The following is a 20,595-nucleotide window of genomic DNA, read 5'->3' as shown; positions in this document are numbered from 1 at the left end:
CCACTCCTTGAGTGCTCGGTTGGGTGGTGCTGGCCCGGCCTTGCCGGGGGGTCTACGGGCGGCGGCGGATCTGTAGGTAGCCGTTGGCCCAGCCCTCCGCCAGTTGGCGGGCAGCCTCGGCCTGGCTGACCTTCCGCCGTCGGGACTCCATCGCGACGACCGCCTTGGCCGCGCCGGTCGCGTACTCGACCTGGTCTCCGGTGACGGTGATGGTGTCGAGTACCTCGTCGGTCGCGACGACGAGGTACTCGGCGATCACGTGAGCCTCCTACGGGTGCCGGTGGCGTGCTCGGCGATCACGTCGAGGCGGGCGAGCATCCGCTCGTACCAGTCGAGGTGGCCCAGCCGGGCAAACTCCGAGCGGAGCCCTTGCAGCTCCTCGGCATCGTGCTGGACTTTCGCGGGCGTCCCCTCGACCGACTTCGCGATCTTCAGCACGGCCCGAGATCCGTCGGCGAACTCGACCATCTCGATTCCGGCGTTGTTGACGCCACCGGTGAGGCTCTTCCGCGAGGTGACGGGTTGCCGTACCTGCTCGGCGAGCGTGCGGGCCGCCGGTGCCGGCGCGGGAGCTGGTGGTGGCGCAGCAGGCGCGGGTGCCGGTGACGTTGCCTCACGCGCGGGTGCCGCTGGCCCGTCGTTGAGCGGCCGCGGAGCCGACCCGGGGGTGCCGGCAGGCCGCGGGCGTGGGAGGTTGCCGCCGCCGATCTGCTCGCGGTACGACAGCCGCTTCAGCTCCGGGTTTTTCGCGAGGTGGTCGCGCATCGCGCCTTGCCACTGGCGGACCTTTGCGCCGGCACCTACCTTCGCCTCGGGGGTGAGCGCAGCGGCTTCGCGCTCCTTCCAGTGGCGGATCCCGCGCTCGATCTCCCGCTGCCGTTCCTTGGCCTCGTAGCCGCGCGGGTTGGGCGTCGGCTTGGCCGGGCGTCGGGTCGCCCCCGGCAGGTACGCCCTGAGGCTGTGCGTGCAGTTCGGGTGCTGGAGACCAGCACCCCTCGCCTCGTCGACCGTGCCGGCGATGTCCACGGTCACCGTGCTGGCGCCGACCATGCTGGGCAGCTCCACGCGACCGCGCTGGCCGCCGGAGATGCTCAGTACCTTGCCCTCCCAGGGCCGGCACCGTGGGCACTCTCGCGGACTGTCGGACACGATGACCGTGTCCACGCCGAGCGTGCTCAGCCGGTCCGTTTGGCCCTGGACGGCGGCGCGTTGGGTGACGGTCCGGACGGCCATCTCCACATACGAGGAGAGCCGCCAGCGACGCCCGGCCACGTCGGTGAACGACACGACACCCTGGTCGACGAACCGCGCGTACGCCCACTGGCTCGCCTGCCTGCGGGTCATGCCGCCCGCCACACTGACCCCGGTCGCCTGCGCGATGACCAGCCGGTACACGTCCAGCACCCGGCGCAGCACGCTGGAGTGTGTCGCCTCGATGTCGGTGACCAGCGCGGCAGCGAGCGACTCCACCACGGCGATCCGCGGTACGGTTCCGGCCGCCCGGACCGCCGCCGCAGCGTCCAGATCTCGGGGCAGTAGCTGGGCGGGCAGGTCCCGGGTGGCGATGCCCTGCCCAGACCGGTACGCCCGGGCGAGCAAATCCCGTAGCCGCTCCGCGCTCTCGCCGGCAACCAGGCCGAGGATCCGCTCCACGGCGGTCCGCAACGAGGAGAGGGCACCGAGCCGGGTGACGGCCCAGTCGGGGGCGTCCTGGCCGGCGGCCAGCCGGCGGGTCACCTCGTCGAGGATGGCCTGCTCGGCGTTGCGGTAGAGGTCGACGGCGCCGCGGCTGATGGCTTCGATCTGGTCCCCGGTCAGCGCCATCGACTACTCCTCGGCCGGCGGTGGCTCCTCGTCGCCCTCGGGCTCAGGCTGGTTGCCGGCCAGGGCACCGAGCGCGCCGCCAACCTCGATCGGCTCCGGCTGGTCGCCCTTAATGAGCTTGACCTCGGCCTCTACCTGCTTGTCGTCCCAGTCGGGGTGCACCATGCGCACCCGGGTCTCGACCGACACGGCCTCGGCGGCGTGGAGCAGCTGCACCGTGCGTGCCACCTGCTCCGGGCTCTCCGTCACCGAGTCGCCGAACTCGACGTTCGGCCGCTCCTCTTCCGGGCCGCCGAAGTGGATGCGCTCCAAAGCAAGATGGATCTCGGTGTACTCAGCCAGCGCGGGCGCCCAAGTGGTCACCCGGTCACCTCGGCTGACGAAGGTCTGCCGCTCCCTGCTTTGGGCCTCGGTCGCGGTCATCGCGACGTCGCCTTCATCGCCGAGGGTCTGCGCGGAGAGCCCGGCATGCCGCATCGCGGTCTGCATCAGCTCGTCCAGGGTGGCCTTGTGCTCGACGTGACGGATCGCGAACTGCGAGATGGTGAGGCCGACGTTCTGGTCGGGCAGGGCGTTGATGGCCGAGTAGACCTCACGGTCGGCGTCCCAGGTTGCGCTCTGGCCGGGGCCGTTGGATTGGAGCATCCAGTCCGGCACGGTGATGCGGCCTCGGCCCAGCCGGATGTCCTGCAGCCAGCTCGTCCACACTTCGTCGATCCGGTCGAAGAGTGGCTCGTTACCGTCCAGGTCGGAGCGGCCGTGGTACTTGAGCGGCCCGAGTTTGCGCCAGAGCCGTTGGGGGCCGGCGTTGGGGATGCGGACCACGTCGAGCCGGTCGAGGCCGGTCGGCTGCGATCCGGTCTCGTCGAGCAGCTCGGCCAGGTGCTTGGTGTCGGGGTGCTCGGTGAGCGGGATCGCCAGGCCCAGCTCGTCGGCGGCGCCCTCGTGGAGCGCGTACGTGATCCGGCCGACCTTGCCGACAACGTCATGGTGCTCCAGCAGTCGCAGCACCGTGCCGGACGACTCGTGGATCGTGCTCCAGAAGGTGACCTCGACGAGTCGGCCCCAGCGGATGGTGGGGATCGCGGCGTCGGCCGGCACTGCGGTGGCGATGGCCCGGTCCGGAGCGACGTCGCGGTCGATGACGGGGCGGAGGTAGACGTCGCCGAGGGTGGAGCCGATCTCGGCGCCGTGGCGGAGGACGGTCATCAGGCCGTGCTCGATGAGCCGGTCGACGGCTTCCTGCGCCTTCGTGTCGTCACAGGCGAGCGTCGGGGGCTCGGCGAAGAGTAGGCCGGCGGACGTGGCGGCCAGGTCGGCCGGGACCGGGACGTGGAGGCGGGTGTCGCGCTGACCGATCCGCGGCGGGGAGCCCCAGAGGAAGCGGGACAGCATGCCGACCACGCCGCCCGCGAGCTGGCTGGGCCGAACCTTGGCGGTAGGGCGCTCGGTGTAGACCTTGACCAGTTCGGCCGGGTCGCCGACGTACCAGGCGTCCCAGGTGCGGTACGCCGAGTAGGCGGGGGCGTGTGCGGGGGGCGGCCAGGCGCCGCCGGTGGGGATCGGCACCAGACCCTCCTTCAGGCTGCGAGTGCGTGGGCGGACCGCAGAAGCGGGCGCCACAACACTTCGGGTGTCTTGATCGCGTACCTTGCGGCGTCGATGCTGTGGTCGTCCGCCTTGATCGGCGCGTCCTCGCCCCGCTCCGCGGCCTTGTCGTCCCAGCTGTAGCCGGGGATCTCGTCGATCAGCCCCTTGCACGAGGCATGGATCCGGAGTTGGTCGTTGCCGAGCAGGCTCGACATGAGCCGGATCCCGTCCAACACGCTGTTGTCGGCGAGGGCCGGGGTCATGCCGTCCTCGTGCAGCTGGAGCCGCAGCGAGGCCGCCGACGGGTCGACGACGGTCCACTCCGGCCGGAGCCCGCGCAGGCCTGCGCCGCCGGGTGCCTCCAGGCCGTCCAGCCAGGCACGCAGCTCCCGGGACAGGCTGGAGTCAGTGAGCTGCCGGCGGGCGGTGGCCGGGTCGTGCCGCCACTCGTGCGTCAGGTGCAGCCGGCCGTCGACGCCGACAGCCAGCACCAGGGCGGCGGTGGCGTTGCGGGTGCCGTAGTCGATGCCCAGGCTGATCCAGCGGTGGATCGCGGGCAGCACCGGGACGACGTGGCGGTCCTCGTCCCACATGTCGAAGACGGCACCCTCGGCCTGGACCCAGCGGCCCTCGATGAACCGCTTGTACCAGAGCCCGACGTACTCGACCTTCAGGTCCGCCACGTACTGCGGATCCAAGTGCGGGTTGTCGTCGAGCGTGGAGTGCCAGGTGCGGAGGTTCAGCTCGCCGACCCGGAGGAGGTACTTCTTGCGCAGCCAGTGGTTGGGTGCGTCCGGGTTGGTGGTGCCGAACAGTTGCGCGCCGGCCACCGACAGCCGGGCGAGGACCTGGGTGAAGAACGCTTCCGGCACGGTGGTCAGCTCATCGCCGTACGCCAGGCACAGCGTCAGGCCGCGCACCTTCGGCTCGGCCTTGGCGTCGTTCGCGCCGATCACGTCAACGACGCGACCGAGGATCGTGGCGGTGGGCGCGCCGGGGTTGTAGTGAACGAGGCGCGCGAGAGGTCCGAACAGGGCCGGATCCTGGAGGACGCCGAACACGTTGCGGGCGATGCTCTCGCGAGTCTTGCCGAAGATCACGATCCGGCCGGACGTGGGGGCGACGGCGACGGCCAGCAGGAACCGCAGCAGGCTCGCGACGGTCTTGCCGGATCGGACGCTGCCCTGCCAGATGTTGATCCGGGCGGTGGACTCGACCACGCTCCGCAGGTGGATCGGTGACAGGGTGCGGCTGACGGCGTCGAGGTCAACCGCCATCGGCGTCGGTCTGGTTGAGCTGGTCGTACGCCGCGCCCAGGCCCTTGGCGAGGGCGCCGAGCATGGACTTCGCGGCGTCGATGCCGGGGTCGGCGTCGTACTCGTCGAGCTTGACGGCCCGGTCGACCATGATGCCGAGCGACTGCGTGATCTTCAGCTTGTCGGCGAAGGTCGGCTCGGGTGTCGTCCAGTCGACGCGAACGTACTCCTTGCCGCCGTGGTCGACGTAGTCCGCGGGCTGCCAGAGCTGTTGGCGCATCCGTTCGGCGTCGTCGAGGAGGGCGTTGGCGAGGGCGGCCCGCTTCGCCCGGGCGTCGATCTTCCGGGCCTCGGTGGCTGCCTTCACCTGCTCGCCGCGTTCGAAGCTCAGCTCCAGCTCGGCGGCGATCCGACTGACGGTGCGTCCGGACCGGCCGATGCGGCGGGCTATCTCGTTGCGGCTGAGGTCCTGGGCGTGCAGCTCGCGGACCAGCGCGTAGTCCTCGGGGCCGACGGGCTTGGGCTTGGCCATGGGTCACCTCACAGGCGGCTCACCTCGCCAGGTTTGGGGACATGCATCGATCCGATCGGAGGTACCGGCCGATTGCGCAGGGTGGTCACGATGGCCGGATGTATCCTCACGACCCGCACAAGCAGCAGTACCCGCCACAGCCGCCGCCGGTGGTGTACGTCCAGCAGCAGCCGCCCAGCAAGGCGACTGCGATGGGCGTGTGGGCGATCTTCCTGTGGATCGCGGGACCGGCCATCCTGATCGTGCTGTGTTGCGTGGGGTGCTTCGCGACAGGCTTCGCCGCGACTGTCCTGGAGGGCGTCTCGGGCGGTTCGCCGTCACCTTCGCCGTAGCTCCGGGGTGCGGGCAGGCCAGAGCACCACTTCCGGCCTGCCCGCTCTCCCCGCCCCTGCATGCCGGCCGTCCCCCGGACACGCGACAGCCCGGGCGGACCCTGTGGGTCTCCGTCCGGGCTGTGGGCACACTCCGCCTGTAGCGGTAGGTGAACAAATCATGCGACCAGGGCGGCCCCAACGTCAACTCGACGCGGCCGGCCACGTGGGTTGAGTCGCGCATCCCGCTCGATCCGGGCGGCCTCGTCCAGCGGGGAGTAGCCGGCCCGGGTGGTCAGGCCCTTGCGGTCACGCCACCGGCGGATCATCGCCTCGGTGACGTCGGGGCCGAGTGCTGCGGCCAGCTCGGCGGCGGTGCCCCACTCGCGGCCCTCGATCGTGATCACGTCTCGACGCTACCTGCGGTGAACCGTTGCATCAGTCGGTAGGCCGGGCTGCGATCCGGGCTGAGTGTCGACCGGTCGTAGCCTTCCGTCGTGACCGGGCTGGCGTGCCCCATCGCGTACTGGACATCCCGCACCGGCACTCCGGCGTCGAGGGCGGCGGTGGCGTACGTGGCCCGGGTCGAATGTGGCCGAATCTGCTCGGCGAGCACCTCGGGCAGCCCGGCGGCCTTGGCGAGCCGGCGGAGCAATCTCCGGATCTCCTTGCGGTCGAGCGGGTTGCCTCGGGTGGTGGCGATGAGTGGCCGGGGTCCACCCGCTCCGGCTTGCCCGGCGGGCACCAGCTCGGTCCCGGCGACGTCGGGGCGCTCGGCGAGGTAGGCGTGCAGGCGCAGCATCACCGGCGGGACGAGGCTGGCGACCCGGGCCTTGCCGCCCTTGCCCCGGACGTGGAGCACGCTGTGGCCTCGGTCCTCGCCCAGATCGGCGGTGGTCGCCCCGAGCAGCTCGCCGACGCGGATGCCGGTGTAGAGCAGCAGGTGGACGATGGCGGCGGCGCGTCGGCTGTCGAGGTCGGCGGCGGCGAGTAGCGCGGCGGTCTGCTGGTCGGAGAGGGCGGGCGCTTTGCGGGGTGCGCGGACGGGGCGTTCCTCGCGCTCCAGGAGGGCGGGGTTGCGGGGGGCGGCCTGGTGGCGGATGAGCCAGCCGTACCAGCTGGAGACGGCACCGAGGCGGCGTGCGCGGGTGTTGCCGGCCTCGCCCCGGTCGTTGGTGAGGTGCGTGAGCCACATCTGGACGTGGGCGGGCCATGCGTCGAGCGGGTCGACGGTGTTGGTGGCACACCAGGTGAGCCAGCTCTTGAGGTCGCGGGCGTACGCCTCGGCGGTGAGGCGGGAGCGGCGGCCGTCGAGGAACGCGGCGACCAGGCGGCCGATATGGTCCGCCTGGTCGCGCTGGACGGGTACGAGGTCGGTCACGGCTGCTCCGGGCGGGGCAGCTCACGCAGCCTCTTGGCGCCCGACTCGGCTCCGGCGAGGGCCTCCGCGCCGGTGGTTCCGGCCAGCCTCGCGCGGGCCTGCACGCGGGCAGCAAACTCCTCGCCCGTCTCGCCCGCTTGGTTGGCGAATTCGCGGACTCGCTGTCGGATCATCTCGTCGTCCATGCCCTCCATTGTATGCCCTCAGAACGGAACTTCTGTTGGCATCAGGGATTGCGTGGCCACTCGGCGAGCATCTCGCCATCGAGGTCCGCGCGATGCGGTCCCGCGTGCCCGTACGGCTGGGTGCAGCGGTACGGCTTCATCTCGCGCGGCGGGTGCGCCTGGAATGCCCCGCAGAGCCATTCGCTGTCGTCGTTCCACGCCATCGGTCGGTCCTTTCGGGTCGGTCGTGGGCCCAGGGTGTACGGCCACACCCCGGGCCATGTCGGGTCAGGCGGCAGACGGCGTGAGCACTTCGAGCGACAGGTGGCACTGGTCGTCGCCGCTGTCGAAGTCGACCTCGTAGGTTCCTGCGGGCAGTTCCAGGTCGCCGGCGGCCTCGTCGAGCTGGTCGTTGTCGCGGACGAAGCAGTCGTCGGTGCGCACCATCCACCGGTCGTCGATGAGCCGGTGCTCTTCGCCGTGGACGATTTGCTGGTCCTCGTCCTGGTCGAGGTCGAACGACAGCGCCGCGTCCTTGGCGCAGTCTCGCCACATGCGGCAGGCGTCGGTGACGCCGGGGCACTGGACGGCGTACTCCTGCTCGGTGATGCCGCCTTCGACGGTCTCGGTGATGGTGAGGGTGTGGGTCTGACGCTTCACGGTGCTCTCCTTCGGTCGGTGCGGGTCAGTTGATGCGGGCTTGGTTGGGCGCGGCCCCCGCGACCGCGCCGATGACGAAGGGCTCGTACCAGGCGCGCACACCGTTGCCGTTGTCCTGGTAGTGGGCGGTGCCTGGCGGGTGGGGCTCGCGGTCGCAGCGGAGTCCGAGCGTCGGGTTGGTTGCACCGCACTTCTTCACCGGGCACCTCCGGCGACCGCGCCGATGACGTCTGCGCGCCGCCAGATGTGCGGCACACCCTCCACCGCCCCCACCACCCCGCACCGGCAGCCGACACCGGTGCAGCGGCAGACGCAGACGACGGTCCAGGCGTCGACCGGGCCGGCGCACTGCACGGTGAGTTGTCGGGTGGCGCAGGCGGGGCAGTCGACGCCGGTGAGGGGGCGGCGGACCGGGGTCCAGTCGATCGGCAGGGCGGACACCCAGGCGAGTTCGTCGACGAGGTGCCGGTGGACGACGCGGGCGGTGCCGGGCGCCAGGCGCGGGATGACGTCGATGACCCGCTCCAGTGGCCTCACAACCCTCGGGGTGCCCCCGACCTGTCGGGCGAGCCAGCCCAGCCGGCCGTCGAGACGCGAGATCAGCTCACCCCATGACCCGACACTCGGCGGGGTGTGATCGAGCGTCAGCGTGGCGCTGACCGGGTCGCCGTGCCCACCCACGGCGTGGCGGGTGCCGTAGGTGGGCGACGAGATCGGCCCGGCGGCGATGAGCGCCTCACCGCGCTGGAGGGCGGCGTCGGTGGCGCGGCGGACCAGGGCGCCGCGCGTATGGTGGAGGGACCAGGCGGCGGCGGTGGCGTGCCAGTGGTGCGGGGTCAGGGCCATGGTGCTCCTCGGGTCGTGCGGTACCTGTGCGTGCGCGGGAGGAACCGGGGCGGCGGTCATACCGAGTCCCTCCAGGCGAAGGACGGCTCACTGGCCTCGGCCACGATCGAGATGCCGTGCAGTTCGCGGGTCATGCAGCGGACCAGTTCGGCGGTGGCCTGCTCGGCGTCGGCCTCGGGGACCATGGCCACGATCTCGTCGTGCACCGGCAGGACCACGCCTCCGGCCCAGCGGGTCTGGTCCCAGGCGAGCAGGGCGTCCACGAGCAGTTCTCGCGCGGTGCCCTGGATGGCGTAGTTGGGTGCCTTGTGCGGGTACTCGCGGGGCAGGTGGATGGTCCGGCCGGAGTAGGTGGGCATCTGGGTGGCGCCGGAGCGCACCATGCGCTTCATCTCGTCGGCCCAGGCCACGTAGTCGGGGGCGATCTGCCGGAGGGCGTCCACGATGGCCTGCATGACCTCGGCGGTGACCCCGAGCTGGCGGGCGAGGCTCTCGATGCCGCCGCCGTAGGCCCATCCGAACACGCCTCGCTTGGCGGTGTACCGGTTGGCCTTGGTCCAGCCGGCCCCGAAGGCGATCTCGGCGACCATGGCGTGCAGGTCAACGCCCTCGCGCAGTTGCCGGATCAGTTCCGGGTCCTGACTGAGCGCGGCCATGACCCGGATCTCGACCCCGCTGAAGTCGGCGCTGACGAGGACGTGACCGGGGTCGGCGGTGATGCAGGCGCGGACACCGCCCTCGCGGGGAAGCTGCTGGAGGTTGGGGCGGACGCAGGACATGCGGCCGGTGTCGGTGCCGAGGGTGTAGACAGTGGGTCGGGCCCGGCCGTCGCCGGAGTCGCAGAGCACCCGGTACGGCTCCAGGAACGTCGACAGGACGGTCTCGTGGTGCCGGTAGTCGAGTACGGCGGCGATCAGGTCACCGGCCTCGCCCGGGGTCGCCTTGAGACCCTCCAGGACGCCAGCGGCCACGCTGGGTTGTCCCTGAGGGTGCCGGGTGCTCGGCTGGGTGCGGGGCAGGGTCACGCCCAGCGCGGTGAGTCGCTCGGCGAGTTGCCGGTCGCTGCCGGCGCTCTCCACACCCAGGGTGTGGATCCGTTCGGCGGCGGCGTGCATGGCCGGGGTGTGCTCGGCCTCCAGCCGGGACACCTGCTCCCTGTCCACCCGCACGCCCCGGTGGGTCACCCGGGCGGTGATGCGCTGCACCGCCCGTTCCCGCTCCACCACCTCGGCGGGCAGCTGCGGCAGCCTGACGGCGAGGGCGGCGGTGTCGAGTACGTCGGAGGCGGCGTAGCGGATCATCGTCGTGCACGAGGAGTCGACCTGCGCCCATCCCGACCGCTCCACCGGGGTCAGCGGCTTGGTGTCGGTCAGCCAGCCGTTCGCCTTGAACAGGGTGGCGCGGGCCTTGTCCGCCGTCGGGGCGGTGGCCGCTGCACCGAGTACCGCCTCGGCGAGCTGCTTGAGTGCCGGGTCACTGCCGGTGCTGCTGGGGTCGGCGAGCTTCGCGGGGATGACCGTGTCGTACATCCGGTCCCACGCGGACTCGTCGAGCAGTCCGGCGTACGCCAGCGGGACCAGGTCGGCGGTGGCCGAGTGGGCGTGCAGCCGGGGTGCGGCGACCAGGGCCGTCCGGATCACCTCGGCCTGCGCCGGGTCAGCCGGGTCGAGCACCACGGCGGTCTGCTCGTCGCCGAGCTGGACGGTGCGCAGCGCGTAGTCCGCGTGACCGACCGGGTACCCGGAGGTTTCCACGTCCACGGTCAGCGCGCCCGCCCGGGTGATGGCCTCGGCGATGACCGGACCGGCAGCCGCCAGCGTCAGGCTGGTGATGACGCCAGACCGGTCCACGGCTACCGGCAGTGGTACGGATTCGCCCGCGGCGGCCCGCCGAGCCTCGGCCCGCTCCGCCTCTTTCTGGGCTGCCTTGGTGATCTTGGTTTGTTTTTTTGTGGTGACGGGTGTGACGGGTTGGTGGAGTTTTCCCCCTGGGCCTTCCTGTGCGTGTGTGCGCGCGTGTGTGTAAGGGAGGGAGGTCAACCCGTCACACCCGTCACGGACCCCCTCAATTTCGGTACTGACCTGGGGTTCTGTCTGTGACGGGTTGGCGTTTGAACCCGTCACCAACCCGTCACCAGAAGGGCCCAACCCGTCACGCGAGGGCGAGATTGGGCCGATCGGCTGCGTCTGCGGCGGTAGGTCGGGGGCCAGCGGTGACGGGTTGGGGGTCTGGCGTGACGGGTTGGGCCCTTCTGGTGACGGGTTGGTCTGGACCCCGATCGGCCCGTTCCCGACCGTCGGCAACCACCCTCCGCCGTGCTGCCGGAGACGGAGCGCGCGCCGCTTGCCTGTCCTCGTGTGCTGGGTCGGATACCCACGCTCGTTGAGCTCGCGGCCCCACTTCGTCTCGCTCGGGGGTGTCCACCCACCGGGCTTGCCCACCCGGGCCCATGCCACGAACGCCTCGTAGAGGGTCCGGCTGCGCTCGCCGTACTCGTCGGGTTCGGTCTCCTCGGACAGCCAGGTGGCGATCGGGTCCTGCTCGGCGGCGATCTCCTCGGCTCGGAACCGGTACGCCTCGGGTGCTGCCACGGTGAGCGCGCTGGCGGGGTCGGCCAGCCACGCCGCGGCCTCTTTCATGAGCTGGGCCAGCACGCCGGGGGCCTCGGCCCGCCAGGCGCGTCCGCTCGGGTGTCCGATGGCGGCGCGTGCGGCGATGACCTGCTCCGGGTCGCCCTCGCAGGGGATGAGCCGGACCCGGCTGCGGACGGCGGGGTCGGTGAGGATCGGCTCGTCGTTGGCGGTGAGTACCAGCGTGTGGGTGGGTGCCCAGGTGACCGGGTTCTGGTTCATCGCGTTGCCGGTCAGCTCTCCGCCGCCGGTGAGCTGCTTGAGCCGTTCCTGCCCGAGTCGGCCCTCGCGGGGGCCCTCGTCGATGAAGCTGAGCCGGCGGCCCATCAGCGCGTAGATGATCGAGGCGTGGGCCTTGTCGGCACCGCCGAGCAGACGGGCGTCGGCGGCGTGGGCGTAGGTGCCGAGCACCGACATGATCAGGGCGACCACCTGCGTCTTACCGCGGTCCTTCTTGCCGATCATGATGGGCAGGGCTTTGTCGCTGTAGCCGGTCGCGGTCACCGACAGCACCCGCAGCGCCCAGGCCCGCAGCGCGGGGTCCGGCCACACCGCCGCCAGGAAGGCGTCCCACAGCGGCGTGGGCCGCACGTCCGGGGCCATCGCGGCGCTGTGCAGGTGAGGTGTCCCCGGGTCCACCCAGGCCGGGACGGGGGCGTTCAGGCTGGCGCGCAGGTCCCACGCCGTACCGCCCGCCCAGAGCAGCCAGGGCTCCCGGTCGAGGTTGCCGAGCTTGAGCGCGTTGGGGTGCACGCCGCCGGCCACGCGGTCACGCATCTTGGCGGAGATGCCCCGGGCCGACGAGGCGGTCATGAACTTCTTACGCCGCTCCGCCTGACTACGAGGCTCGCTACCTTTCTCCGCCTCGGGGTCGCCCTGGGGCATCCGGTCGGCGAGCAGGGCGACCGCCCAGCCGGACAGGTCGTGTCGGACGTCCCAGACGTCGGGTCCGCGTAGCAGCCACACCCGGGCGTCGTGGGCGTACCGCAGCACCAGCTGGGTCCGTGCGAGGACGGCGTCGGCGAGGGTCTGGTCGAGGTAGCCGGGTGGGTTGAACTCGTGCGCGCCGATGACCTCGAACGGGTGCATCTCGCGGTCGGGCTCGATCGGCTCCGGCACGTCGTAGCCCGGTTGTCCGCCGCCCGGCCGGTTGTCCACAGGTGCGGGGGCGGCCATGGGGATAACCCCGACGGCGAAGCACGGGTCCCGGTCGACCGGCACCGGGCCGACCACGGTGACGGCCTTGCGCGCGGAGGTGAGCAGCATCCGGTCGAACTCGTCCTCACGGCCCTCTCCAGCCGTGAGGGTCGCCCACTGCTCCCGCAGTTCCAGTAGCGCGCCGGCCGCTCCGGGGTGCCCGGTGGCGCCGAGCTGGACGAGGTGGTGGGTCCGGGCGGTGGCGGTGTCGTGCCGGGACCCGGACGTTGCGGCGACCAGCTCGGCGGTGGCTTTGCGGGCGGCGTCGGCGACCTCGGCGCAGGCCGCGCGCTGGTCGGCCATCAGGGCGGACAGCAGCATCTGCCCCCGCCCGATGTCCGAGGCGACCGGCCCGGCCTCGGTGGCGCCCTCGCGTAGCCCTGCCACCCACGCTTCGGGCAGCTCCGGCAGCTCGTTCGGCTTCGGCACGGTGGCGCTGACCGCTCCGGCCGGGTCGTACCAGAGGTACGGGGCTCCGACCTCGTGGTGCGGGCTGGGCCAGACCACGGCGTACCGGTGGTGCCGCTGGATGATCTCGATGGACTCGCCGAGCTTGGTGGCGTACCTGCCGGCCGGCACCCGGTAGAACCGGATCCCCGACGGCAGCGCGCGGGCGCTCGACCGCCAGGTGGCGGGCAGCGTGCCCCACCGCTGCTCGTACCCGGCCAGGCTGTCCCCGCCACGCTTCTCGACCGACCCCTTGGTGTAGTGGTCGACGTCGATCCCGATCACGCCGTCCGGCATCCGCAGGGCGATCGAGTGATCGGCGTGCGTGACCGACCAGAGCACGAGGGTCTGCGGGTCGGTGTCGCGTCCGTCCGCGCCGGTGTACCCGACCGGTGGCGGGTGCTTCGCGGCTCCGGGGACCGGCAGGATGCACGGCCACCCCGCGAGGGAGTAGTCAGCAACACCATCGGCGTAGGGCTTGGTCACTGGTCACCGGCCTTCCGGATCCATGGCAGGCGGATGGCTGTGTGGCCACGCTCCCGGCTGGCGTTCGCGTAGCCCGGCTCGATGAGACCCACGACCACCAGGGCGTCGAGCAGATGGAGGTACGCCTCCCACGACATCTCTCGGTCGATCAGCAGGTGGAAGTGTCCGGGTGTGCTCGACGGCAGCAACTTCGCCGGCAGATCGATGTCGAGTACAGGCTTGTGCATCTCGCTACCCGACACCTTGGACGTCAGGAGGTTGGCCACACCGAGGTCGTCGGTGAGTTCGCGCTGCCCGTCGTCGTAGGCGCTGTCAAGGTCAGCGACAGCGAGGACCTGCCCCGGCAGGGGCGATTCCCGGTTCACAGGGCACCAGCCCGGCGGCTCAGCGGGTCGGCCAGGCCGAAGTCTCGGACGGCGCAGAACAGTGCGTGCCGGGCGGCGTCGCGGGCGTGGCGCATCCCCTTGGTCACGTCCAGCAACCCGGCCTTGGTGAGCCGGTCGTCGGTGGCCCAGGGCTTCACCTCGGCGGCGGAGCGCTCGCGGCACGTCAACTGGTTCCGCTTCGCCCAGTGCGCGATGACCCCGACCAGCTCCCGGGTGACCTCGCCGGAACCGGCGTGCGCCGACCGGGCGGCCCGGGGACCAACGACGAACCGCTCGACGGCCACGACGGTGGACTGCGGCACCACGACGTTCAGCAGACCGTCCAGGACGTACGTGGTGAGGCCGTGGGTCACCTGGAGGGCCTCAGCGCCCAGCAGACGGGGGAACCATGCGCCACCGATGTCGGCGGGCTGCCCGATGAGCAGAGCGATGCCCGCTACGGGGCCCGGGTCGATGCCGATGACGTACATCAGGCCGCCTTTCGAGGGGTTGATCCACCCAGGAGCTGGGTGACGAGTCGCGGATCTTTGAGCAGGTCGGCCAACTGGCCCGCCTTCTCGTGCAGCACCGAGCGCACGCGGGCGTCGATGGTGTCGGTGGCGACGATGTCCACCACCTCGATGGAGTCGTGGATCTCGCTGCCGATGCGGTGGCAGCGGTCCTCGGCCTGGGTCGCCTCGACGAGCGACCAGGGCCGCTGGAGGAACACCACGGTCCGCGCGGCGGTCAGGGTCAGGCCCACCCCGCCGGCTCCGGTGGTGACGCAGAGCAGGTCGAGCTTGCCCTTCTGGAACCGTTCGACGGTCTCGGTGCGCTCGCGCATGGACTGTCCGCCCATCACGTAGCCGACCTGCAAGCCCACCTTGGTGGCCTGCTCGCCCGCGAGGGCCATGAGCTGACGGGACGGCGCGAAGGCGACCACCGGGGAGCCGGGCCGCTCGGCGAGCACCTCCAGGAGCGCGTCGACCTTCCAGCTCGGAGCCTTGAGCCGCACCTCGGTGCGCCCCTGCATCTCCCCGTCAGGACCGGGCTCCCGGGTCACGGTGACGTCGGCCGCCGCGCTGGCGAGCTGGGACAGCCGGGTGAGCTGGGCGAGCACCGACATGACCGACAACTCCTCCCCATCGGGCAGTTGCGCGATCATCTGGCGCTCCAGCTGGTCGTACGCCTTGCGGTACGCCGGAGGCAGCTCGACCTGGCGGACGCTGTAGACCTTCGGCGGGAGTTGGGTGAGGACGTCGGCCTTGGCGACCCGGCGGTGCTGGCCGAGCAGCGTGGCCCGGAACTCCGGCTCGGCGGCGTCGTTGAGGCCGATCACCCGGGCGCTGTAGTCGCCGGGGATGGTCACGCAGTACCGTGCCTTCCACCGCTCCCCGGACGGCCACGCCGTGGGCGCGAGGGCCTCCAGGGTCGGCCAGAGGTCGCCCGGGTGGTGGGTGATCGGGGTACCGGACAGCGCGACGAAGTTGTCGGCCCGCTTCGCCAGCCTGCGGGCGGCGATGGACCGGGCGGCGCTCGCCGACTTGATCAGGTGGCACTCGTCCACGACGACGGTCCGGGCGCCGAGCCGGTCGAGGGGCTTGCCCTTGGCGGCGTCCATCCGCGCGGTGTCGTAGCTGGCGACCACGACGTGCGCCGCCGTGCCGGCCGGACGAGCCGCGAGCCGCCGCCGGTGGTCCGGGGTACCCCGCCAGGCGTTGACCCGCCAGTCGGGAGCCCAGGTGCGCCACGCGTCGATCCACGGGTCCACGACCGACGCCGGGGCGATGACGACGACCGGAGCGACCTGGTGCCCGGCGGCGGCCCGTTCGAGCAGCCCGAGGATGGTGGTGATGGTCTTGCCCGCACCGGGGTCGTCGAAGAGCAGCGCCCGGCCCATCGCCGCGATCATCCGCGCGCCCTCGACCTGGTACGGGCGGAGCACCAGCCCCTCGGGCAGGGTCACGGTCAGCTCGGTGCCGGGCTGGGTACGCAGTCGCATTTCCTCGGCCAGCCAGCCGAGCAGACGCGGCCCAGGTCGCCAGACGGCGCCGAACAGGTGGGAGAGCTGCACGACGGCCGCCCAGGTCGCCGGGAGCACGAGCGCGCCGGGCGGGTTGCTCGGCTTGATCAGCGGGGTGGCGAGCTGGAGCCGGTCCGCCATCTGGGCGATGGCCGGGTCGGGGCCGACGCCGATCAGGACGATTTGCGTACCGTCGGCGGTCAGCTCACCGTGGAGCGCGGCCGACGGAGGATCTACGTACGTCACGGTCACCTCCGTGGTGGGAGTCGGGTGCAGGGAAGGTCCGGGAAGGTCACCGCCCGGCCCGAGGCGGGGAAGGGCCCCGGGCCGGACAGTCACCCGCTCAGACCGCCGCCGGCTGGCCACCGGTGAGCCGGGCGAACAGGGCCGCCTGCTCCTCGTTGAAGCCGGCCGGAGCCGCCGCCGGAGCGGGCTGCTGGGCGGGCATCGGCTGCTGCGGGGCCTGCTGTACCGCGACGGGTTGCGGCATGGGCTGCTGGACCGGCGCCGCCTGGGCAACCGGCTGCGGCATCGGCATCTGCACCGGGGCCTGGACCGGGGCGCCGGGCTGCTGCGGCACCGGGGCCACCCCGTCCGGCCGGACGTACTCCACCCGGTAGAGCAGCTGTGGGTTCATCCCCGGCACCGCGCGCTCGCCGATCCGCGTGACCCGGATCGCCGCGCCGGCCTCGGGGGCACCCGCCGGGGCACCCGCCTCGGCCATGGCCCGGGCCAGCTCGTCACGCGCCTGACCCTTGACCCACCACCCGGCCACGCCGTCCGGGTACTCCGGGGAGGGCTGGACCTGCATCGGCACGACCATGACCAGCTTCGGCCGACCGTCCTTGTAGGTCTGCGGCACCCCGGCGTTGTTCGTCTGCGCCCGGACGTCGGCGTTGGTCACAGTGCGCGCCACGATTCCGGCGTAGCTGGTGCCGATCGGCCTGCCGTTGAACTTCCAGCTGGGGCCTCCGCCGCTGCTCGGCTGCTCGAAGAAGCCGTCCAGGGTGCCCTGCGGCAGCGGCTGGGCAGGAGGCCCGTACTGCTGCGGCTGCTGCGAGGCGTACCCCTGCTGAACCGGGTAGGCGGGCTGCTGGACGGGGTAGGCCGGGGCCTGGGGCTGGGCGTACCCCTGCTGAACCGGGTAGGCGGGCTGCTGCGGGAACTGCGGCATCATCGGCTGGGTCGGGTACTGAGGCTGCATTTCTTACTCCTTGATCAGTTGTTCGGGCCTGGACACCCAGGGCCGTTGTCGCGCTTGGATTGCGGTCGGTAATAGGGGCAGAAGAAGCAGGTGTCGTCGTCGGCAGTAATAGGGATGTCAGTGAGCGTTTTCGATCCGTTGAGGATTTCTTCTGCCATGGCCTTACGTCGGTCGGTGAGCTTGAACACCTCCTCGATGAGTGCGTCATCCTGCGGCCCCGTGGCCCGCTCCCAGACGTATAGGCCGTCCAGGCTGGCGGAGGTCCGGGGGTAGGCGGCCAGCGCGACGCGCGTCACGGGCAGCCCGAGAATGCGGTAGCCCTTGCCGTAGAGCAGGAGCTGAATCTGGTAGTGAATGGGTGGCCCGGAATTGCTGCGGACCTTCGCCATGGACGATTCGCCGAGAATCTTGTGGTCAACGACGGCGGTTTCCACGGCGTCGTACAAGTCGGCGGTGCCGGGGTGCTCCGGGTGCGGGGTGACCCGCTGCTCGGCCAGCCACCGGGGGAAGTCCAGCCCCGCGTTGGCTGCGGTGAACGCGTCGGCCAGCCAGGCGTGCACCGCGGTCCCGACGATCGACGCCCACGGGTCCACGACGTGGTTGGTCGCGGGCAGCCCGGCGAGCTTCCCGACCACTTGCCGGTCGCACGGCACACCCAGCTCGCTCGGGCCGAGGTGCCGCTGCCGGTTGCGGGCGGACCCGTTGGCCTGCTCGACCACCACCCGCCGGAGTTCCGAGGCGTACCGGCTGGCCCAGGGCGAGTTACCCCCGAGCCGGGCCGGGGCCGCCTTCATGAACTCCTCGACGGTCGTCATCCGACGATCTCCAGGCCGTACGGGGAGCTGATCTGCACGGCGTTGCCGTTGGCGTCGACTTCGATGGTCAGCCCGTACGCCTCGACCGTCTCGACCGTGACGCGGGCACCGGTCACCTCGACCGTGTTGACGGTCCCGTCGAGGATCAGCCCGTGCTCGTCCAGGGCCCCGTAGATCGCGTCGGACAGCTCGTCTTTCTTGTTCTGCGGCCAGCGCTCGGGGAGGCTCGCGCCGATGATGCCCCTGTATTCGGTGCTCACGGCAGCGGCCTCCGGTCCGGCTCAGCGTCGAAGTTGTGCACCTGGCGCGCGTCGGGGTGGACGAGGCAGTCGCCTCCGTGTGTGCACTCCTGCGCGGTCAGGCTGCTGTCGAACCAGCCGCGGACTGCCGGGTGGACGTCATCGCCGGGGTTGTAGGTGACGCTCCCCGCGTCGATGACGGCCTGAGTCAACGTGCTGATCGACGACCTGTGGTGGAGGTACTCGGCCAGCTGGATCTTCAGTGCCTCCAGAGCCCGCGGGCTGAACTCGCTCCGCAGCGCTGCCACCAGGGCGACGTACGAGGGTCGGTTGTTCTCGCTCACGGCTGGATCCCCCGCAACTCCCACTTGCCACCCTTGACCGCGAACCGGACGTAGATCTCCGGGGCCTCGGCCTTGAGTTGCTTGGTGTTCAGCCGCCAGCTCTCCACGTACGACAGCCGCAGCGGCTGCGCCAGGGCCTCGTGCGTCACGTCGATGCGCTGCTCGCCCGGCGCCGCCTCGGTCAGCTCCGCCTTGATGGCGTCGGTGACCGTCTTCAGTCGCGCTGCTGCCTCGTCCGCCGCTGGTTTCAGCTCGGCGTACGCCGCCAGCAACTCGTCCAGCCGGCTACCCGGCTTCGCGGTGATCACTGCTGGAACGCCTTCCGCGCACGCGCGCCGAGCTTGTCCAGCGCTTTGAGCATCGCGTCGACCAGCTTGGCGGTGGTCGGCACCTCGCCTCCGACCTTGGCCCGCATCTTGATCTGGCCGAGCTGGTTGATGAGGTCGTGCGTGCCGCTGACGTACGTGACCCGGGCAGCCTCGCTGCGGCGCCCCAACGCCTCAAGGCGCTCGAACAGTCCGGCGTCGTCGGCGCACATCGTGCAGGTGTCGGCGTGGATGGCGTGCCCGAACTGGAGGTCGCTCCGGGCCGGCAGGGTCGGGTGGAGGGCGGTTTCGTCGAGGAGGTACTGCTCCCGGCGGCCCAGGTGGGCGCGCAGCCGCAGGATCTCCTCGGCCATGGCCAGCAGCGCCTCGTCGGCGTGGTGGCCGTGCTCCCACATGGTGTGCTCGATCCAGTTGAGCAGCTTGGTGCCTACGTGGTTGAGGCGCGGCGGTAGCTCGGTGAGCTTCTCTCGGACGTCACTCATCACTTCTCCTCCGGGGTGTTGTCGGTGAGGGCGTCGGCGACCAGCGCGGCGGCCGGTCCGGCGAGGTCGGCGCGCATCTCCGCGAGCACGTCCACCCGGGATCCGCAGGCCTGCGCCGGGCCGCCCTGGGTGCTGGCGGCGCGTACCTGCTCGGGGTCGAGGTGGCCGGTGCGCTCGTCGGGGCCGGCGGGGAGGTGCCGGTCGGCGTAGTGGTGGGGGGCGAGGGCCTGCCGGTCGGCGGGGTGTAGCGGGGACCAGTCGGCGGTGACGGGCTGGATGGTGTCGGCGCGGTGCCGGCCCACGTACCGGTCGGTGGGCTGGTTGCGGCCGGTGAGCCGGCGCAGAACGGTGGCGGCGGTCACCGGGTCACCTCGCGGACGTACAGAGGCCGCCAGGTGCCGTCAGGCGCGCACTCGCAGGCGTCACAGCCCTGCTCGTTGATCGGCCCGTACGCGGCCTCGTCCCACGGCTCGACGTTTCCGCAGCTGTGCATGAAGTGCTGGTAGCGGCCCTTGACGGCGGGCTGGTAGGCCGCCAGTTCGGTGAGCAGCAGCGGGATGTCCTGCCGGGCGTGGGCGATGAACTCGGCGTCCGCCCGCGCGTCGGCGTGCGGGAACTGGAAGGCGCCGGCGTGGTACCGGATGAGCGCGACGCGGTCGGGCTGGTGCGGCTCGTCCTCGTTGGTGCTCGCCGTGTTGATCGGCAGCCAGTAGGTGTCGTACGGGTCTTCCCACCGGACGCCGGTGGCCCACGGCCCTCGGGTGGCGTCGTGCTCTCGCTGGCGGATGGCCTTGAGGGCCTGCTCGATGTCGGTCACAGTGCTGCTCCCGTCAGCTGGAGGAGGACCCACGTCAGGCCGGCGATGACGGCGGCGAGGAGGGCCCAGAGGGCGAGGCAGGTCAGGAGGAGGAGGCCGAGGGCGGCGAGGCCGCGCAGGGCCTCGTGGACCGGGTCGTGGCGGTCGATGGCGGTCACTCGACACCGACCCGGGTGACGGTGAACGTGCCGAACCGGCCACCCTCGATCCAGCCCTTGCCTGCGGCCAGGTCCACGTCCACGTCGAAGAACCGGGAGTTGAGGTGTCGGCCGGCGTACCGGTGCACCGCCTCAGCGATCCGCTCGGCGTGGTCCGGTCCGGAAACGATCGGCCCGAACGGCGCCACGTGGTGCTTGCGGCCGATGCGGGCGAACTCGACCCGGTACCGGGTGGCCTCGCCGTCGAGCACCTTCCGCCCGGCGTCGGTCAGCCGCCAGTACCGCACCAGGAGTCCCTGAGTGCCCGTCGAGTACGTCTTCTCCTCCAGCTCGACCCAGCCGGCCTGCTCGGCGGCGGCGATGCGGGCGTTCACCCGTACTTCGGCCTGGATGTCAAAGTCGCGATCCGGAGACTCCGTGCGGTACTCGCGCCGGATGTGACTGGCGCGCACCTCGTCGAGCAGGGCGATGCGGGTCTTGGTCGGGTGGAGAGCCATC

Annotated in this window: 27 protein-coding genes; 1 reads left to right on the top strand and 26 read right to left on the bottom strand. The window is 71.5% G+C overall.

Annotation, left to right across the window (positions count from 1 at the left end; all coding sequences use genetic code 11):
- Window positions 1-52: 52 nt before the first annotated feature.
- Genes E0H26_RS11695 through E0H26_RS11675 form a run of 5 tightly spaced genes read right to left on the bottom strand, consistent with a single transcriptional unit; the run spans window position 53 to window position 5,202 of the window.
- The gene (locus E0H26_RS11695; protein WP_131303621.1) at window positions 53-259 is read right to left on the bottom strand and encodes a hypothetical protein; all 207 of its coding nucleotides are present in this window, start codon (window positions 257-259) and stop codon (window positions 53-55) included.
- Window positions 256-1,824 (bottom strand): phage minor capsid protein, encoded by a 1,569-nt coding sequence (locus tag E0H26_RS11690; RefSeq protein WP_131303620.1) that lies wholly within the window; start codon window positions 1,822-1,824, stop codon window positions 256-258. The genes E0H26_RS11695 and E0H26_RS11690 overlap by 4 nt, the downstream gene beginning before the upstream one ends.
- 3 nt (window positions 1,825-1,827) lie before the next feature.
- Complete coding sequence (locus tag E0H26_RS11685) at window positions 1,828-3,393, bottom strand: phage capsid protein (RefSeq protein WP_131303619.1); 1,566 nt, start codon at window positions 3,391-3,393, stop codon at window positions 1,828-1,830.
- 11 nt (window positions 3,394-3,404) lie between these two features.
- Entirely contained in the window at window positions 3,405-4,691 is a 1,287-nt protein-coding gene (locus tag E0H26_RS11680; protein WP_131303618.1) for a PBSX family phage terminase large subunit, read from the bottom strand.
- Window positions 4,681-5,202: a helix-turn-helix domain-containing protein gene (locus E0H26_RS11675; RefSeq protein WP_131303617.1), complete on the bottom strand. Its 522-nt coding sequence runs from the start codon at window positions 5,200-5,202 to the stop codon at window positions 4,681-4,683. The genes E0H26_RS11680 and E0H26_RS11675 overlap by 11 nt, the downstream gene beginning before the upstream one ends.
- A gap of 98 nt (window positions 5,203-5,300) precedes the next feature.
- Between E0H26_RS11675 and E0H26_RS11670 the strand changes: the two genes are divergently transcribed.
- Window positions 5,301-5,534, top strand: coding sequence for a hypothetical protein (locus E0H26_RS11670; RefSeq protein WP_131303616.1), 234 nt, complete (start codon window positions 5,301-5,303; stop codon window positions 5,532-5,534).
- 158 nt (window positions 5,535-5,692) lie between these two features.
- Here E0H26_RS11670 and E0H26_RS11665 read toward each other — a convergent pair whose 3' ends face one another.
- The 21 genes from E0H26_RS11665 to E0H26_RS11575 form a co-directional block, all read right to left on the bottom strand.
- Complete coding sequence (locus tag E0H26_RS11665; protein ID WP_131303615.1) at window positions 5,693-5,920, bottom strand: hypothetical protein; 228 nt, start codon at window positions 5,918-5,920, stop codon at window positions 5,693-5,695.
- Window positions 5,917-6,894 (bottom strand): tyrosine-type recombinase/integrase, encoded by a 978-nt coding sequence (locus E0H26_RS11660; RefSeq protein WP_131303614.1) that lies wholly within the window; start codon window positions 6,892-6,894, stop codon window positions 5,917-5,919. The genes E0H26_RS11665 and E0H26_RS11660 overlap by 4 nt, the downstream gene beginning before the upstream one ends.
- Complete coding sequence (locus E0H26_RS11655; RefSeq protein ID WP_131303613.1) at window positions 6,891-7,079, bottom strand: hypothetical protein; 189 nt, start codon at window positions 7,077-7,079, stop codon at window positions 6,891-6,893. The genes E0H26_RS11660 and E0H26_RS11655 overlap by 4 nt, the downstream gene beginning before the upstream one ends.
- 41 nt (window positions 7,080-7,120) lie before the next feature.
- Window positions 7,121-7,282, bottom strand: a complete 162-nt coding sequence (locus E0H26_RS29260; protein ID WP_165521819.1) for a hypothetical protein — start codon at window positions 7,280-7,282, stop codon at window positions 7,121-7,123.
- A 64-nt stretch (window positions 7,283-7,346) separates the two neighbouring features.
- Entirely contained in the window at window positions 7,347-7,718 is a 372-nt protein-coding gene (locus tag E0H26_RS11650; protein ID WP_131303612.1) for a hypothetical protein, read from the bottom strand.
- A gap of 25 nt (window positions 7,719-7,743) precedes the next feature.
- Entirely contained in the window at window positions 7,744-7,917 is a 174-nt protein-coding gene (locus E0H26_RS29255; protein ID WP_165521818.1) for a hypothetical protein, read from the bottom strand.
- Window positions 7,914-8,564 carry a hypothetical protein gene (locus E0H26_RS11645; protein ID WP_131303611.1) on the bottom strand — a complete coding sequence of 217 codons (651 nt, stop codon included), beginning with the start codon at window positions 8,562-8,564 and terminating at the stop codon, window positions 7,914-7,916. Before E0H26_RS11645 ends, E0H26_RS29255 begins: the two co-directional genes overlap by 4 nt.
- Window positions 8,565-8,620: 56 nt before the next feature.
- Window positions 8,621-13,324, bottom strand: a complete 4,704-nt coding sequence (locus E0H26_RS11640; protein WP_131303610.1) for a DNA polymerase — start codon at window positions 13,322-13,324, stop codon at window positions 8,621-8,623.
- Entirely contained in the window at window positions 13,321-13,689 is a 369-nt protein-coding gene (locus E0H26_RS11635) for a hypothetical protein (protein WP_131303609.1), read from the bottom strand. The genes E0H26_RS11640 and E0H26_RS11635 overlap by 4 nt, the downstream gene beginning before the upstream one ends.
- Window positions 13,686-14,180 carry a hypothetical protein gene (locus tag E0H26_RS11630; protein WP_131303608.1) on the bottom strand — a complete coding sequence of 165 codons (495 nt, stop codon included), beginning with the start codon at window positions 14,178-14,180 and terminating at the stop codon, window positions 13,686-13,688. Before E0H26_RS11630 ends, E0H26_RS11635 begins: the two co-directional genes overlap by 4 nt.
- Window positions 14,180-15,958, bottom strand: a complete 1,779-nt coding sequence (locus E0H26_RS11625) for a DEAD/DEAH box helicase (protein ID WP_131303607.1) — start codon at window positions 15,956-15,958, stop codon at window positions 14,180-14,182. Before E0H26_RS11625 ends, E0H26_RS11630 begins: the two co-directional genes overlap by 1 nt.
- 97 nt (window positions 15,959-16,055) lie before the next feature.
- Entirely contained in the window at window positions 16,056-16,916 is an 861-nt protein-coding gene (locus E0H26_RS11620) for a hypothetical protein (RefSeq protein ID WP_131303606.1), read from the bottom strand.
- Between the two features lie 14 nt (window positions 16,917-16,930).
- Window positions 16,931-17,731 carry a hypothetical protein gene (locus E0H26_RS11615; RefSeq protein WP_131303605.1) on the bottom strand — a complete coding sequence of 267 codons (801 nt, stop codon included), beginning with the start codon at window positions 17,729-17,731 and terminating at the stop codon, window positions 16,931-16,933.
- Window positions 17,728-17,991 carry a hypothetical protein gene (locus E0H26_RS11610; RefSeq protein WP_131303604.1) on the bottom strand — a complete coding sequence of 88 codons (264 nt, stop codon included), beginning with the start codon at window positions 17,989-17,991 and terminating at the stop codon, window positions 17,728-17,730. Before E0H26_RS11610 ends, E0H26_RS11615 begins: the two co-directional genes overlap by 4 nt.
- Window positions 17,988-18,314: a hypothetical protein gene (locus E0H26_RS11605; RefSeq protein ID WP_131303603.1), complete on the bottom strand. Its 327-nt coding sequence runs from the start codon at window positions 18,312-18,314 to the stop codon at window positions 17,988-17,990. Before E0H26_RS11605 ends, E0H26_RS11610 begins: the two co-directional genes overlap by 4 nt.
- Complete coding sequence (locus E0H26_RS11600; RefSeq protein ID WP_131303602.1) at window positions 18,311-18,622, bottom strand: hypothetical protein; 312 nt, start codon at window positions 18,620-18,622, stop codon at window positions 18,311-18,313. Before E0H26_RS11600 ends, E0H26_RS11605 begins: the two co-directional genes overlap by 4 nt.
- A complete protein-coding gene (locus E0H26_RS11595) occupies window positions 18,619-19,122 on the bottom strand; it encodes a hypothetical protein (RefSeq protein ID WP_131303601.1) in 504 nt (167 codons plus the stop codon). Before E0H26_RS11595 ends, E0H26_RS11600 begins: the two co-directional genes overlap by 4 nt.
- Window positions 19,122-19,484, bottom strand: coding sequence for a hypothetical protein (locus E0H26_RS11590; RefSeq protein WP_131303600.1), 363 nt, complete (start codon window positions 19,482-19,484; stop codon window positions 19,122-19,124). The genes E0H26_RS11595 and E0H26_RS11590 overlap by 1 nt, the downstream gene beginning before the upstream one ends.
- Window positions 19,481-19,939 carry a hypothetical protein gene (locus tag E0H26_RS11585; protein WP_131303599.1) on the bottom strand — a complete coding sequence of 153 codons (459 nt, stop codon included), beginning with the start codon at window positions 19,937-19,939 and terminating at the stop codon, window positions 19,481-19,483. The genes E0H26_RS11590 and E0H26_RS11585 overlap by 4 nt, the downstream gene beginning before the upstream one ends.
- Entirely contained in the window at window positions 19,936-20,097 is a 162-nt protein-coding gene (locus E0H26_RS29250) for a hypothetical protein (protein ID WP_165521817.1), read from the bottom strand. The genes E0H26_RS11585 and E0H26_RS29250 overlap by 4 nt, the downstream gene beginning before the upstream one ends.
- Window positions 20,094-20,594, bottom strand: a complete 501-nt coding sequence (locus tag E0H26_RS11575; protein ID WP_131303598.1) for a hypothetical protein — start codon at window positions 20,592-20,594, stop codon at window positions 20,094-20,096. Before E0H26_RS11575 ends, E0H26_RS29250 begins: the two co-directional genes overlap by 4 nt.
- Window position 20,595: the final 1 nt, after the last annotated feature.

Source organism: Micromonospora zingiberis, from assembly GCF_004331455.1.
Classification (GTDB): domain Bacteria; phylum Actinomycetota; class Actinomycetes; order Mycobacteriales; family Micromonosporaceae; genus Micromonospora; species Micromonospora zingiberis.
The sequence above is the reverse complement of the archived record's forward strand: the minus strand, read 5'-3'. Positions and strand labels throughout refer to the sequence as shown.